At 74.7% G+C, this 13,316-nt stretch carries 16 protein-coding genes; 8 read left to right on the top strand and 8 right to left on the bottom strand.

Translation table 11 applies throughout. The features are described 5' to 3' along the window. Positions 1-86 precede the first annotated feature (86 nt). Positions 87-164, top strand: a complete 78-nt coding sequence (locus ACZ34W_RS20690; protein ID WP_465606175.1) for a 50S ribosomal protein bL37 — start codon at positions 87-89, stop codon at positions 162-164. A gap of 254 nt (positions 165-418) precedes the next feature. Beyond that, positions 419-2,032 (top strand): MFS transporter, encoded by a 1,614-nt coding sequence (locus tag ACZ34W_RS20685; protein ID WP_465606033.1) that lies wholly within the window; start codon positions 419-421, stop codon positions 2,030-2,032. Between the two features lie 35 nt (positions 2,033-2,067). On the opposite strand, the gene ACZ34W_RS20680 is transcribed toward ACZ34W_RS20685, so the two are convergent. Both ACZ34W_RS20680 and ACZ34W_RS20675 read right to left on the bottom strand, forming a co-directional pair. Beyond that, positions 2,068-2,661, bottom strand: a complete 594-nt coding sequence (locus ACZ34W_RS20680; RefSeq protein ID WP_465606031.1) for a hypothetical protein — start codon at positions 2,659-2,661, stop codon at positions 2,068-2,070. Between the two features lie 19 nt (positions 2,662-2,680). Continuing rightward, positions 2,681-3,670, bottom strand: coding sequence for an ArsR/SmtB family transcription factor (locus ACZ34W_RS20675; protein ID WP_465606029.1), 990 nt, complete (start codon positions 3,668-3,670; stop codon positions 2,681-2,683). Between the two features lie 71 nt (positions 3,671-3,741). On the opposite strand from ACZ34W_RS20675, the gene ACZ34W_RS20670 reads away from it, so the two are divergent. Next, complete coding sequence (locus ACZ34W_RS20670; RefSeq protein WP_465606027.1) at positions 3,742-4,614, top strand: oxidoreductase; 873 nt, start codon at positions 3,742-3,744, stop codon at positions 4,612-4,614. Positions 4,615-4,638: 24 nt separating this feature from the next. Here ACZ34W_RS20670 and ACZ34W_RS20665 read toward each other — a convergent pair whose 3' ends face one another. Continuing rightward, entirely contained in the window at positions 4,639-4,893 is a 255-nt protein-coding gene (locus ACZ34W_RS20665) for a hypothetical protein (protein ID WP_329485719.1), read from the bottom strand. 157 nt (positions 4,894-5,050) lie between these two features. Between ACZ34W_RS20665 and ACZ34W_RS20660 the strand changes: the two genes are divergently transcribed. After that, positions 5,051-5,251 carry a hypothetical protein gene (locus ACZ34W_RS20660; RefSeq protein WP_329485718.1) on the top strand — a complete coding sequence of 67 codons (201 nt, stop codon included), beginning with the start codon at positions 5,051-5,053 and terminating at the stop codon, positions 5,249-5,251. Positions 5,252-5,358: 107 nt separating this feature from the next. Here the strand turns inward: ACZ34W_RS20660 and ACZ34W_RS20655 are convergent, their stop codons facing one another. Continuing rightward, complete coding sequence (locus ACZ34W_RS20655) at positions 5,359-5,991, bottom strand: hypothetical protein (protein WP_465606024.1); 633 nt, start codon at positions 5,989-5,991, stop codon at positions 5,359-5,361. Between the two features lie 101 nt (positions 5,992-6,092). Continuing rightward, positions 6,093-6,986, bottom strand: coding sequence for a helix-turn-helix domain-containing protein (locus ACZ34W_RS20650; protein WP_465606022.1), 894 nt, complete (start codon positions 6,984-6,986; stop codon positions 6,093-6,095). A 77-nt stretch (positions 6,987-7,063) separates the two neighbouring features. Between ACZ34W_RS20650 and ACZ34W_RS20645 the strand changes: the two genes are divergently transcribed. The 4 genes from ACZ34W_RS20645 (at position 7,064) to ACZ34W_RS20630 (ending at position 9,701) form a co-directional block, all read left to right on the top strand. Then, entirely contained in the window at positions 7,064-7,492 is a 429-nt protein-coding gene (locus ACZ34W_RS20645) for a VOC family protein (RefSeq protein WP_359837849.1), read from the top strand. A gap of 151 nt (positions 7,493-7,643) precedes the next feature. After that, a complete protein-coding gene (locus ACZ34W_RS20640) occupies positions 7,644-8,126 on the top strand; it encodes a GreA/GreB family elongation factor (protein WP_329485714.1) in 483 nt (160 codons plus the stop codon). A 95-nt stretch (positions 8,127-8,221) separates the two neighbouring features. Further along, positions 8,222-9,163 (top strand): NAD-dependent epimerase/dehydratase family protein, encoded by a 942-nt coding sequence (locus ACZ34W_RS20635; protein ID WP_465606018.1) that lies wholly within the window; start codon positions 8,222-8,224, stop codon positions 9,161-9,163. A 187-nt stretch (positions 9,164-9,350) separates the two neighbouring features. Beyond that, positions 9,351-9,701, top strand: a complete 351-nt coding sequence (locus ACZ34W_RS20630) for a hypothetical protein (RefSeq protein ID WP_329485712.1) — start codon at positions 9,351-9,353, stop codon at positions 9,699-9,701. A gap of 19 nt (positions 9,702-9,720) precedes the next feature. Here the strand turns inward: ACZ34W_RS20630 and ACZ34W_RS20625 are convergent, their stop codons facing one another. The 3 genes from ACZ34W_RS20625 to ACZ34W_RS20615 are packed head-to-tail and all read right to left on the bottom strand — an operon-like array spanning position 9,721 to position 13,117. After that, positions 9,721-10,719, bottom strand: coding sequence for a hypothetical protein (locus ACZ34W_RS20625; RefSeq protein WP_465606016.1), 999 nt, complete (start codon positions 10,717-10,719; stop codon positions 9,721-9,723). Then, the gene (locus ACZ34W_RS20620) at positions 10,719-12,848 is read right to left on the bottom strand and encodes a hypothetical protein (protein ID WP_465606014.1); all 2,130 of its coding nucleotides are present in this window, start codon (positions 12,846-12,848) and stop codon (positions 10,719-10,721) included. Before ACZ34W_RS20620 ends, ACZ34W_RS20625 begins: the two co-directional genes overlap by 1 nt. A 2-nt stretch (positions 12,849-12,850) precedes the next feature. Then, positions 12,851-13,117, bottom strand: a complete 267-nt coding sequence (locus tag ACZ34W_RS20615; RefSeq protein WP_329485709.1) for a hypothetical protein — start codon at positions 13,115-13,117, stop codon at positions 12,851-12,853. Positions 13,118-13,316 lie beyond the last annotated feature (199 nt).

The raw sequence follows: 13,316 nt of genomic DNA, 5'->3' as shown, positions 1-13,316 counted from the left end.
CCCGTACGCGCTCCGGAGGCCCGTCGCGGCCCGATGTGCCACGGTGGAATCCGGGGTCAGCGCACCCCGTCGGGAGAGGAGTGGCCATGTCGTCGAAGCGACGTCGCAAGAAGAAGGCACGAGCCAAGCGCGGGGCCAATCACGGCCGTCGGCCCCAGTGCTGAGCACTTCCTGAGCGGCCACCGGTGGCCCGGCGAGGGGCCGCCGGTGGTCTCGCGCCGTCTCCGCCACCGAGCCGCGGGTACGCGGCCACCGCGGGGAACGCCATGCGGGACCGGTCGCAGGGGGGTGTCGACCGTGGGATCGCGGGCTCGGGCCCTCCGGGCGCCGAGCCCGGAGGGCCCGAAGAGCTCACCGGAGGACCCACCGGAGGACCCGGAGGCCCCCGAGGCCCCGGAGGAACGGAAGGACGCGACGGATGGGTACACCGCGGCCCGACCGCACCCCGAAGGAGTCCGCGCCGGTCGCGGCGAGCCAGTCGCTGACGCTCGCGGCCATGCTCTTCGCGGTCTCGATGACCTTCATCGACCAGACGATCGTCTCGATCGCCGCGCCCGACATCATTCGCGAACTGGGCCTGTCGGCCGTCGGGATGCAGTGGGTGGTCAACGCCTACCTGCTCTCCCTCGCGGCCTTCTTCGCCCTCGGCGGCCGGCTGGCGGACGTCCTCGGCCACAAACGGATGATGCTGATCGGGACGCTCACCTTCGTGATCGCCTCGGCGCTCTGCGGCGCGGTGCCCTCCGGCGGTGCCGCCGAGACCTGGCTGATCTGCTTCCGGGCGGTGCAGGGCCTCGGCGCGGCGCTGATGTTCCCGGCGGCGCTGGCCGTGGTGGTGGAGGTGTTCCCGGTCGAGCGGCGCGGCCGGGCGCTGGCGCTGTTCTTCGGGGTCGCGGGCGGTCTGACCGCGATCGGCCCGATCCTCGGCGGCTGGCTGACCAGCTGGACCTGGCGGGCGATCTTCTGGGTCAACGTGCCGGTCGCGGTCGTCGCGGTGGTCCTGACCGTACTCGCCGGCATCCGCAACCACCCCCGCCGCGAGCCGGTCGACTGGCCGGGCGCCGCGCTGGTGGCCGTCGGGATGGGTCTGAGCGTGCTCGGCCTCCAGCAGGCGGCGGCCTGGGGCTGGGGCAGCTGGGCGACCTGGCTGTGCATCGTCGGCGGGCTGGTCGTCCTGGTGGTGTTCGTCGCGCTGGAGCTGCGCACCGAGCACCCGCTGATCAAGATGCGGGTCTTCGCCGACCGGGCCTTCGCGGCGGACAACGCCGTGCTCTTCTTCGCGATGATCGCCTTCGTCCCGGTGTTCTTCTTCGCCTCCGTCTACGCGCAGGTGGCGCTGGACCAGACGCCCAACGAGGCGGGTCTCCACCTGCTGGTCTTCTTCGCCGGGTTCGCCCCCGGCTCGCAGATCGGCGGGCGGATGCTGGACCGGCGCGGCGCACGCCCGCCGATGCTGCTGGGCACGGCGGTGTCCGCGGTCGGCTTCGCGCTCTGGGCCTCGAGGATCACCGACCTGTCGCTCGGCGCGCAGTGGCCGTACATCGTCCTGGCGGGCGCGGGGATCGGGCTGCTGCTGACCCCCGCCTCGACGGACGCCGTCAACCGCTCGATCAACGCCTCGTACGGCGAGGTCACCGGGATCACCCAGACGGTGCGCAACTACTCCGCGAGCCTGGGCCTGGCGGTGCTGGGCACCGTCCTGCTGCACAGCACCACCAGGAACGTGCGGAGCACGCTGGTCGCCAACGGCGTCCCGGTGGACGCCGCGCCCGGCGTCGCCGACACCGTCACCAAGGGCATCACCGGCCACGGCTCGGGCTCGCAGGCGCCGAACGGCGTCGGCGCCACGCTGCTGGACGCGATCCGGCAGGACTTCGCCGAGGCGAACGGGCCCGTGCTCTACGGCATGGCGGCCGCGCTCGCGGTCGCCTTCGTCTGCGCGCTGCTGCACCCCGGCACCCGGGTCACCGCGGACCCCGCGCCGGTCGTGGACACCGCCGCCGTCTCCGAGGGCGGCACCGGCGCGGCCTGACACCGCGCGGGCGCGGTGTCGGGCCGGGTGCCCGGCTACGGGTTGAGCGGTGACCAGAGCCAGGTGCCGTCCACCCGCACGTACAGCCGCTTCGACGCGGTGTCCACGGCGAGCGTCCCGTCGGCCGGCGGCCGGGTGAAGCTCGCGTCGCCGACCGGGCCGGCGACCGGGCGCAGCGGCGGGTTCGGCGCGTGCTTCGTCGGGAGGGTGCCGCCGGACTGGCTGACGCCGGCACCGGCCTGGGTGGTGCTCCCGTAGGTGTTCTCGACCCGGAACTCGCCCGAACTGGAGCTCTCGTAGGACACGTGGTGGCCGGTCGGCCTGGTGCCGTAGAGGCCGACCACGTCACGCAGGACGGCGACCGTGCCGGGGCCGGAGAAGAGGTCGACCCCGGAACTGACGGTGGCGACCGGGCCGTTGGCGATCAGGACGTTCTCCAGGGCGCTGGCGATGCCGGCCCAGGCGATGACGTTCTGCGGGGTGGCGTAGCCGGGCGCGAAGTTCCCCGCGTAGGCGTAGATGTCCCGGGCGTAGACGTGCTTGCAGGAGGCGTCGACCCTCAGGTGCGGGCCGCCCTGCAGCTGGGAGGTCTCGAACTTGCAGTCCCAGGACGGGTGACGACCGGTCAAGCCCCCTCGGCCGGCGCCCTCAGGGCCGGGGTGCCGCCAGCACGGCTTCGGCGACGGAGGTACGGGCGTAGAGCACCGAGCGGCCGGCCCGGTGGGCGCTGACCAGGCCGGCGTCGCGCAGCGCGGTGAGGTACTGCGACACCCCGGCCGGGGAGAGCCCGGTGCGGCGGGCTAGTTCGGTGGTGGACGCCGGAGAGTCCAGTTCGGTCAGCAGCCTGGTCCGGGAGCGGCCGAGGACGGCGGCCAGGGCGTTCGCCGCCGGGGCCGGCCGGGACTCCCACAGGGCGCCGATGCCGCGGGCCGGATAGGCGAGTTGGGGCGGCTCCGGCGGCATCAGCCGGGTGAGCAGGTGCGGCCCGGTGAACGCCGAGGGAATCAGCAGCAGCCCGTCGCCGGCGCCCTGCCGGGACAGCGTCCGCCGCCGGCGGGCGATCCGCAGCGCGTTGTCGTCCCAACTCGCCGAGGGGTGGAGTTCGTTGAGGAGTCGCCCGGTGCCGTGCTCGGCGACCTGGCGGGCCCGGTGGAAGACATCGGCGTCGAGCACCGCCCGGATCCGCGCCCAGTAGGGGGCCAGGGCGAGCTCCCAGTACGTCTCGATCTCCTCCGCCAGCCGCTCCAGCTGGGCCGGCGGGGAGGCCTGGAGGGCCCGCAGCCGGGGGCCGGGGGAGCCTTGTTCGCCCCGCAGGCGTTCGAGGTCCTGGTGCACCCGGGACGGGGGCGTGGAGCGGATCCCGGCCAGCTCCTGCGCCAGGGTGGGCGCGGGCCCGGCGGGCGCCGGGTTGAGGAAGTCGGCGACGTAGCCGGCGCGCGGCACCAGCTCGGCGAGCAGCCCCCGGTCCAGGCCCGCGGCGGTGACCCGCGGCCGGACCTGCTGGATCCACGGCTGGTGCACGGGGTGCGCGGCGCCGGAGGCCAGCAGCCGGTAGCTGGTGCCCACCTCCCACATCGGCGAGACGGCGAACCGCACCAGGGCCAGGTCGGCGGCCGAGAACGCCAGTTCCGCGTGCACGCGGCCTCCTCAGGATTCGGACATCCCTTAATCGTTGGCGGCCCAGTGTACGGCCCGGAGATCATCCGGCCATGACCTCAGAGACGACCGCCCCGGCCGCGGCGGGCAGTTGGAAGATCGGTGGGCTGGCCCTCACCCGGCTCGGCTACGGCGCGATGCAGCTGGCGGGCCCGAAGGTGTGGGGGCCGCCCCGGGACCGGGACGCCGCCCTCGCCGTCCTGCGCGCCGCCGTCGAGGCCGGGATCACGCACCTCGACACCAGCGACTACTACGGCCCGCACGTGGTCAACGACCTGATCCGGGAGGCCCTCCACCCGTACCCGGAGCACCTGTGCATCGCCACCAAGGTCGGCGCCCGCCGCACCCCGGACCGGGCCTGGCCCGCCGCCCTGTCCCGCGACGAGCTGGTCCGGGCCGTCCACGACAACCTCCGGCGGCTGGACGTACCGGCGCTGCACCTGGTCAATCTGCGGATGACCGACACCCGGGCCGCCGCCGACCTCGCCGGGCCGTTCGCCGTCCTCGCCGAACTGCGCGAGCAGGGCCTGATCCGCCACCTCGGGGTCAGCAACGTCGGCGCCGAGCAGGTCCGGGCGGCTCGCGACATCGCCCCGGTGGCCTGTGTGCAGAACCACTACAACGTCGCCCTGCGCGGGGACGACGACCTGGTCGACCGGTGCGCCGAGCAGGGCATCGCCTACGTGCCCTACTACCCGCTGGGCGGCTTCCGCCCGCTCCAGGTCGACGCCCTGGAGGACGTCGCCCGTGACCTGGGCGTCACGGCCCGGCAGGTGGCGCTGGCCTGGTTGCTGCGGCGCTCCCCGAACATCCTGCTCATCCCCGGGACCTCCTCGGTGGCGCACCTGCGCGAGAACATCGCGGCGGCCTCGGTCGAGCTGCCCGACCGGGCGCTGCGCGTCCTGGATGCCGTCGGCACCCGCTGAGCGGCCCCCGGTCGCCGGGCGGGCTCACCGGCCGGGCGCGATGTCCGCCAGGGCGGCGAGCAGGCGGCTGTGGACGGCGGCGGCGACCTCGCGGGTGACCGGATCCGGGTCGTCCAGGCGGTCGGCGATCAGTTCGGCGGCGGCCGCGACCACCGGCACCGGCAGCGAGGTCTCGCGCAGGTGCAGGAGCTGGGCGGCGGCCCGTTCACTGGCCGTGGTGGCCCGTGACTGCGGGATCAGTGAGGTGAGGCCACGGGGTTGCTGGTGTGCGCTGCTCATCCCGTCATTGTCCGGGTTCCGGCGCGCTCCCGGTGCCACCCCCGCGCGGGCCGAGCGCGCGGCCGGTTCCACCATCTGGCCCCGCGTACCCCGTACGGCTGTCCGTTTTCGCCCTCCAGGCGCCAGGATGGAGGCAGTGAACGAACTAGGAGGCGGTATGAACGACCGACCCGATTCGATTCAGTGGCCCGGCGAGGTCACGCCGGACGCCCTGCTGCACACCGGCGCCGGCGGTGAGGTCACCCCCGAGGACCTGGTGCTGGCCTCCGGGCGCGACATCACCCCGGAGACCCTCGCGTGGGCGGAGCGGAAGCTGGCGGCGGAGGGCCCCGCCGCCCTGGACAAGCTGCTTCCCTGAGCGCCTCCGCTCCGCGGACCCGCTGCCGGGGCCGTTCGAGACCGGTGCCACCGCGGCGCCGGTCTCGAACGGCCGCTTCGGTGTGACCGGGGGTGTGCGGAGCGCCGTCAGAGGCGGTGGACGGCGCACGGAGAGTACTCGAACGGCGTCCTGAAGCCGGGCACCTGCCGGAGCTCCGTCGTCCACCGGTTGTCGATCACGCCGCGCCGCAGCAGGAAGAGCCGGTTGGCGCGGCGCTTCAGCAGGCCGCGGTAGCGGTCCACCGCGTCCGTGCCGTTGACGGCGAGCTCGCGGACGAACTCCTCCAGGTAGCAGGTGGCGCAGCCGGGGCCCGGCCGGTGCCGGTGGCGCGGCACTCCGGCCGCCTCCAGGCCCCGGACCACGACCGTGCCGTCCGGGTCCACGCCGACCAGGAAGGCCTCCGGTCCGGTCTCCGTCCCGCAGATCTCCAGCAGCCTCTCCCGGAAGCGTGCCGGGTCGACCCGGACCAGCGGTTTCTCGAACAGCAGCCTCAGCAGCGAGATCAGGTGCGACAGCAGGGTGGCGCCCGCGGTGGTCCAGCAGACGGCCGGCAGCCACCACGGACCGGCCGTCCGGCCGAGCGTGATGCCGACGGCCGACCAGCAGTACGCGGCGAGCGAGTCCGCGACCACGGCGTCGCCGCGGAACCACACGCGCAGGACGGACCACATCGCGAGGAGCGGAACGGCCACCGTGCAGGCGGTGTGCAAGAGGCCCATGGCGCTGTTCCCTCCACCGGAAATCCCTTGGGGGGTGTTCCACCCGCGGCGGCGGCCGAACCCGCGTGCCCGGGCCGGGTTCGTCGGACACCATGCTCTGCCTACAAATGGGTTGACGCCGCGTCAGCCCGATCGGCGCACGCCGCGAGCCGGGCGAGCAGGGCGGCTCCGGTGGCGTCGGCCGGGTGCTGGGTGAGCAGCAGCACCCCGGTGTCGGCCGCCGGCCGCAGCAGCGAGAAGGTCAGCCGCAGCACCCGGTCCGGGCGCCCGGTGTCCGTCACCTCGACCGTGCTCGGCCGGAAGTCCGCGACGGCGCGGCACTGCCACCAGTGCGCGGCGTCCGGCCGCAGCGCGTGCAGCCGGCGGACGATCTCCGCGGACCGGGGGTCGTCGGGGACGTGGGCGGTGGCGGCCCGGAACTGCTCGTAGAGGCCGCGCAGCAGCGCCTGTCCGCCGGGGCCGCTCCCGTGGGCGGGGCCGGCCGTGATCCGGTGGCGTCCGGGTGGGCCCGCGGCGAGGTGCAGCAGCAGATTGCGCTCCTCGGCCGGGGCCTCCTCCAGGGGCCTCCACAGGCGCCGGTGGGCCGCGTTGGCGGCGAGGACGTCGAAGCGCTCGTCCAGTACCAGCGCCGGGGTGGCGTGCCAGCTGTCGACGAGCGCCAGCGTGTCCGGGCCGGGGACGGCCGCCGCCCACTGCCCGGCGCGCGGGGGAGGGGGTAGGAACCCGGCCAGCGCCAGGGCGTGCCGGTGGGCGACCGGATCCATTCGCAGCGCCCGGCAGACGGCGTCGACCACCTGTCGCGAGGTGCTCACCCGGCCCTGTTCCAGCCAGGTGTACCAGGCCACGCTGACCCCGGCGAGGGTGGCGACCTCCTCGCGGCGCAGCCCGGGGGAGCGGCGCCGGCCGCCGGCGCCGAGGCCGACGTCCTGCGGGGCGATCGAGGCCCGGGCCGCGCGCAGATGGGCACCGAGCTCTCGGCGTAGCGACTCGTCCATGGGCTGATCCTATGAGTGCGACTCACCCCATGAACGGTGGGCTGCCACCACCGCCCGGGACGGGCGAGGCTGACGGTATGACAGCTGAGCAGCGGACGCCCCGGGTGTGGCGCCGGCAGAACGACTCCTCCCACCTCGCCGAGCCCCGTGTCCTGATCCGGGTCTTCCTCGAACCGGACGGCCTGGACGGCGCCGTCGCCTTCTACGAGCGGCTGCAGGCGGTGACGGCCGACTCCGGCTTCGACTTCGGCGCCCTGCGGCTGGCGACCGTCGGCGCGTTCCTGCTGATCGCGGGCGAGGAGGGCGAGTTGGCGCCGTACCGGGACACCAGCGGCACGCTGCTGGTGGACGACGTCCGCCCCTACTACGAGCGGCTGCTCGCCGAGGGGGCGGAGATCGTCGTCCCGCTCCGGGACGTTCCCACCGGTGCCGGGTTCAACGTCCGCCACCCCGACGGCACGGTGGTCGAGTACGTCCACCACCGCCCCACCACGGCCGGCGACTGACCGGCCCCGGGGGTGACCGGCCGGACACGGGGCCGGTCGGTCGCCCTACCGGGAGCGCAGCCGGGGCGACCGGCCCGAAGGGTCCTTGCTATGCTCGGAAATACCCGCTTCAGGGCGATTTGTTCTGTCCCGCCACACCACGGGAGCAGGAATGACCGGTGTCCCCGAGCCCATCAGCCCCGAGGCCCGTGAGGCCCTCGAACAGGAGCTCGCGCAGCTGCGGATCGAACGCGACGCCGTCGCGGCGACCCTGAAAGGCACCGGCACCGATACCGCCGGCGATCTGGCCGACCAGGCCGACGAGTTGCAGCGCGTCACCGAGACGGCCCGGCTGGACGCCCGGATCGCCGGGATCACCGCGCGACTGAGCGAGGCGGCCACGGCCCCCGCCGCTCCGCCCGGCGTCATCGGGGTGGGCAGCACCGTGACCCTCCGGTTCGCCGACGGCGGCGAGGAGACGTTCCAGATCGGCGAGCTCGCCAACGAGTTCGAGCAGACCCTGGTGACCTACGACAGCCCGCTCGGCCATGCGCTGCTCGGCCGCCGCACCGGGGAAGCCGTCTCCTACGACACGCCTGCGGGCCCGGCCACCGCCGAGGTGCTGGCGATCGACGCGCCGCCCGGCCCGGCCTGAGCCGGTCCCCCAGGAGCGCCGGGCGGCCAACTCCGGGCGCCGGAGCGCGGACCGACGGCCGAAAGGACACCGTGCGGTCGCGCTAGGGTGCGTGGGTGAGCCTTCATGTCGTCATGGGATTCGGGCCCGCCGGGGCCGCCACCGCCAGGCTGCTGGCCGAGCAGGGGCATACCGTACGGGTGGTCACCAGGTCGGGCCGCAGCCCGGAACCGGGGATCGAGCACGTCGCGGCGGACGCGGCCGACAGCGCCCGGCTGACCGAGCTGTCGAAGGGCGCGGCCGCGATCCACAGTTGCGCCGCGCCGCCGTACCACCACTGGGTGCGGGACTGGCCGCCGCTGGCCTCCTCGGCCTGCGCGGCGGCCGAGGCGAGCGGCGCCGTGCTGGTCATGCTCGGGAACCTCTACGGCTACGGCCCGGTGGCGGGCCCGCTGACCGAGCGGCTGCAGCTCGCGGCCACCGGGCCCAAGGGCCGGGTGCGCGCCGCGCTGTGGGAGCAGGCGCGCCGACTGCACGAGCAGGGCCGGATCCGGGCGGTCGAGGTGCGGGCCTCGGACTTCTTCGGGCCCGGCGTGACCGACGGCGGGCACCTGGCCGGGCGGGTCGTGCCGCGCGTGCTGCGCGGCAAGCCGGTCTCCACGCTGGGGGATCCGGACGCCCCGCACAGCTGGAGCTACCTGCCCGACGTGGCCCGGGCGCTGGTCGAAGTCGCGGGCGAGGAACGCGCCTGGGGGCGGGCCTGGCACGTCCCGACGGCGCCCGCGCGGTCCGCCCGGGAGATGGTCGACCGCCTCGCCGCCGGGGCGGGAACGGGGCCGGTCGCGGTGCGCAGGCTGGCGCCGGCCGTGCTGGGGGTGGCGGCACTCTTCTCCCCGCTGGTCCGGGAGCTGAAGGAGACCCGCTACCAGTTCGACCGCCCGTTCGTCGTCGACGCGAGCGCCTACGAGGCCGAGTTCGCGGTGCGGGCCACCCCCGTCGACGAGCAGGTCGCGGCGACGCTGCGGTGGTGGCGGGACCGGGTCGCCACCTCGGGCTGAGCCGCCACGGGTCGGGCGCTGCCCGGGGCGGGCCGGACCCCTCCCACGGCCCAACGCCGCCGGCCGCGTGCGCGGCCCGCCGTCCCCCGTACCGCCAGGGGAACGGACACCCGGTCCCGGTGGGCCGGACCGCGCCGCCGGGCGTCCTCGGCGGGCGACCGGGCGCCGTCGGACGTAGGTTGCGGTCATGACCAGTGACGAAACGACGATCCCGGCCGTGGGGGTGCGGGGGCTGGACGAGGTGTTCGAGGCGATCGAGGAAGCCAACCGATCGCCGCAACCGTGGACCGGTTTCGAACACGGAGTACTCGGCGCCTACCGCTGGGCCGCCGGCGCCCAGCCCGGCGCCCCGGTGACCGCGGCGGCCCCGCTCGGCGCCGCCGGAGGGCCGTGCCGGGCACAGCTCCTGGCCGAATGCCAGGCCGCGGCCGTCCGGGTGAGCGAGCCGCTGCGGGACGACGCCGACTACGCCCTCGGCGCCTACCAGGCGCTCGCCTGGCTCTGCGGCCACGAGGAACAGCGCCCCCGGCCGGCCTAGGCGGTCGGGGCGGCGCCGGTCAGGCCTCCTGCTTGAGCTGTCCGGCCGCGGCGCCCCGTTCGCGGTCGGTGGACGCGCGGGCCCGGTCCCGGAGCGCGGGCAGACCGATCCCGGCCCCGTCCTGGTGGGTGGCGTCGGCCCAGAGGCCCAGGAGACCGTTGGCCTGGTCGTCGAGGCGGGCGAACCGCTCCCGCGCGGTGGGCGCGGGCTCCGCGAGCCGACCCAGCCAGGTCCGGGCGAGGTACTCGGCAGGGGCGTCGCCGAACGCGGGTGGCGCCCCGGCGGGGGCCAGGCCCTGGAGCACCCCCTCCTGCCAGGCGGTCCGGGCGGCGCCGGAGCGCCCGCGCAGGACGTCGTCGGCGATCCCGTCGAAGACCCCGGCGGGTGCGGCGGCGCGTGCCAGCGGGTCCTCGATCGCGGCCGGCGACGGGTCGGCCGGGACGGCGGCCAGGCCCGCCGCGCCCTGCCGCAGGTCCGCCCCGCGCAGGCCGGCGTAGGCCGCCGGGCTCTCGGCGAGGCCGCGCAGGACCTCGATCAACTGGTCCTCGCGGACGGCGAAGTGCACCCCCCGGTCGTCCTGCCAGGCGTCGTCGTCCGGGCCGTCGTGCGCCATCGCGGTGTTGCTGACGCCGGTGAGCACCGTGTGCGTGTCGGCCGCGTAGTCGGCGAGGGCCTCGGCGAGCGGGCCGCGCACGTCCGGGTGCACCCGGTGGCCGGCGGAGTCGGCGACCGCCAGCACGACCGTGCGCATCGCGTGGGCCTGCCCGAGGGTGTGGGCGCCGGGCCGCGTCCCGACGGTGGCGCGGCGGAGCCCGGCGGCGAGTTCGCCGCACGGCAGGTCGGACCGCCAGGTGTCACCGAGGACGGTCCGGACGCGGGCGTCCGTGCGCAGGCCCGCGCAGTCCCGGTCGGGGTCGTCGCGCCCGAGCGTCCACCAGAGCCCGGTGCCGACCGCGGCCGCCGCCACCAGGGCGGTGGCGGCGGCCGCGGTGCGGCGGGCCCCGGGCGTTGCTGCCATCAGGCGTTGCCCCGGCCGAGGTAGCGGCCGGCGACGTCGTTGCTGCGGTTGCGGCTGTTGAGCATGTCGTCCTGGAGGGAGTTGACGGTCGGGCCGTCCGGGTCCATGCCGCGGTCCCTGGCCCAGATGCCGACCATGTCGGACATCTGGCGGTTGGCACCGAGGTAGGTGTCCGACACCTTCGCGTTGGCCTCGCTGTTGTTGCGGTCCTTCTCCTCCAGGCTGACCTCGTACGTCCAGGTGTCGACCAGGCGCTGGGCGGCGTCGCCGAGCGGTGCGATCGGGGTGATCGGGGCGCCGATGGTGTGGTAGAGGACCTTGGCCTTCCAGTCCGCCTGGGCGTTCTTGTCGTCGCGCATGTCCAGGTCCGCGTCGGCGCGGATCGCGTCGAAGACCCCGAGCGCCGCCGCGCCCTTGCCCATCGGGTCCTTCATCTGGGCCTCGGTGGGGTTGGGGCCGATGGCGGCGAGCTCCTGGTCGATCCGGCCCGTCTCGGCGCGGTGCAGGGTACCGTAGGCGGCCGGATCGTCGGAGAGGCCGCGCATGAACCGGACCAGGCTGTCCTGTCCGACGGCCATCCGGGTGGTGTCGCCGTCCTTCCACACCGAGTCGTGGCCGGTGTGGCCGTTGTAGACGTCGTTGCGGCCGTTGAGCAGCTCGTGGGTGTCGCCGACGTAGTCGGCGAGGGCGTTGGCGAGCGGCCGGCGCAGGGTGTCCTTGATCTTGTCGCCGCCGTGGCCCTCGTCCATGGTGACGATGGTGTCGTGCATGACGCGGGCCTGGGCCTCGGTGTGCTTGCCGTCGTGCGCGGTACCGGCCCGCTCGCCGGTGGCGGCGGCCTCGACGGCGGCGGCCAGGCCGCTCTGGGAGAGCGGGTCGGGCATCTTCATCTCGCCGGTGTAGCCGGTGAGGTAGCCCTGCGGCCAGTCCCGGTCCTTCAGCAGGTAGTGCAGCCGCTGGTTGGAGCCGTCCGCGCCCGGGTCCAGGAAGGAGGTCGCGGCCTCGGGCTGACGGCCCATGACGCCGAGCAGCTCGTCCAGCGGGTCGGCGCCGAGCGAGGTGCCGTCGTGCGACGCCCGGTAGCTCCACAGGCCCGGCTGCTTCTTCTCGGCGGCGATGATGTCGTCGCCTAGGTCGGTGAGGAAGGGCGTGGAGTACTTCGCGTCGCCCTTGCCCATCAGGGTGCCGAGGATCTGGTACCCGTAGACCGGCTCGGTGTTGGAGCCGAAGTTCCTGGTGCCGTTCTCCCGCAGGCCGGCCCGCCACTTCTGGTAGAACTCGGTGCTCGGGTCCTGGGTGGCGGAGGCGATGGCCCGGGTGAGGTCGGTCTGCAGACCGGGGTAGCTGCCCTTCTTCCCGTCGTCCTTGCCCGGGTCGTTGAGCTTCTCCGCGAGCTTCAGGGTGCCGTCGGGGCCGAGCGTGTCCAGCAGTGTCCGGGAGAACTCGGGGCTGTCCGCGTTGGCCTTCATCAGGTTCGCCAGCTGGGCCCGCTCGTCGCCGTTCAGACTGTCGATCCGGGTGGCGAGGTCGGCGGCGCGCTGCGCGTCCGCCTGGTCGCCGCCGCCCAGCGCCGAGCCGTTGAAGGAGTTGTCGAAGCTGCCGGCCTTCGAGGCGCTGCGCAGGGCGCGGGCGGCGCGCTGGTCGGCGTCGGTGGCCCGCTGGAGGCCGGCCTCGATGGCCTGCGTCCACTTTCCCGCGGCCTCCTGGTAGGCCCGCTGGGTGTCGGCGTCGTGGTGGAGGTCGTTGAGCGTGCCCGGGTCGAGCGTGCTGGGATCGAGCACGGCGACGCCGGTGCCGGTCACCTTGAAGCCGGCCTTGACCGCGCCGTCCGCGGCGTCGCGGACCTGCTTCTGCGCGGCCTCGAAGTCCGTCCGCGCGTCGTCGAGCAGTGAGGCCATCGCCTTCGCCTCGACCTGGGCGGCCACGATCTGCCCCTTGGTCGCCATCAGTTGGAAGTCGGCCAGACCGGCCGTGCCGCCCGTCCACAGGCCGTCGCGGGTCACCGAGAGCACGTCGCGGTCGAAGCTGCCCTCCATGGTGTGGAACCGGTCGGCCATCGCCCGCCACTGCGTCGCGGCGGTGGACAGCGTGCCGGGGTTCGCGTGGAGGACGTCCTCGTATCCGAGCATGGTCACTTCACCTTGAGCAGGTCGGCGATGGACTGGTTGGTGGTGTGGTAGTTGAGCGTCGTCTGCTCCATCGCGGAGCTGTTCCGGTGCAGCCGCGCGGTCAACTGCTCGACCTGCTCGTGCCATTCGGCCAGCGCCGCGCGCAGCGCACCGGCGGTGTCCCAGCCCTGGTGCGCGGCGGCCGCCGCGTTGGTCGACTCGTCCGCCAGCGCGCCGATGGTGGGGCAGTCGAGGGCCATGCCGTTCAAGGCCGACTGCGAACCCTTCATCGCCTGACCGTTCACGCTGAACTGACCACTACCCGCCGGTGTGCTCATGCCGACCGCCCCCGTTCGACTCGTCGCCTCACGCGCCCGGTGGGGGGACGGCGAGCGGTTCCGCGGCTCCCGGCGGCCTGGCCGCCGGGTGCACTGAGCGTCACCGGGCTTGCGGTCGACCCCACTTGGCGCTTCGTCGGCGCGATCGTAC

The sequence above is a fragment of the Kitasatospora sp. NPDC022856 genome, from assembly GCF_055561235.1.
Note: the sequence above shows the minus strand (reverse complement) of the source record. Positions and strands in the feature narration are given on the sequence as shown.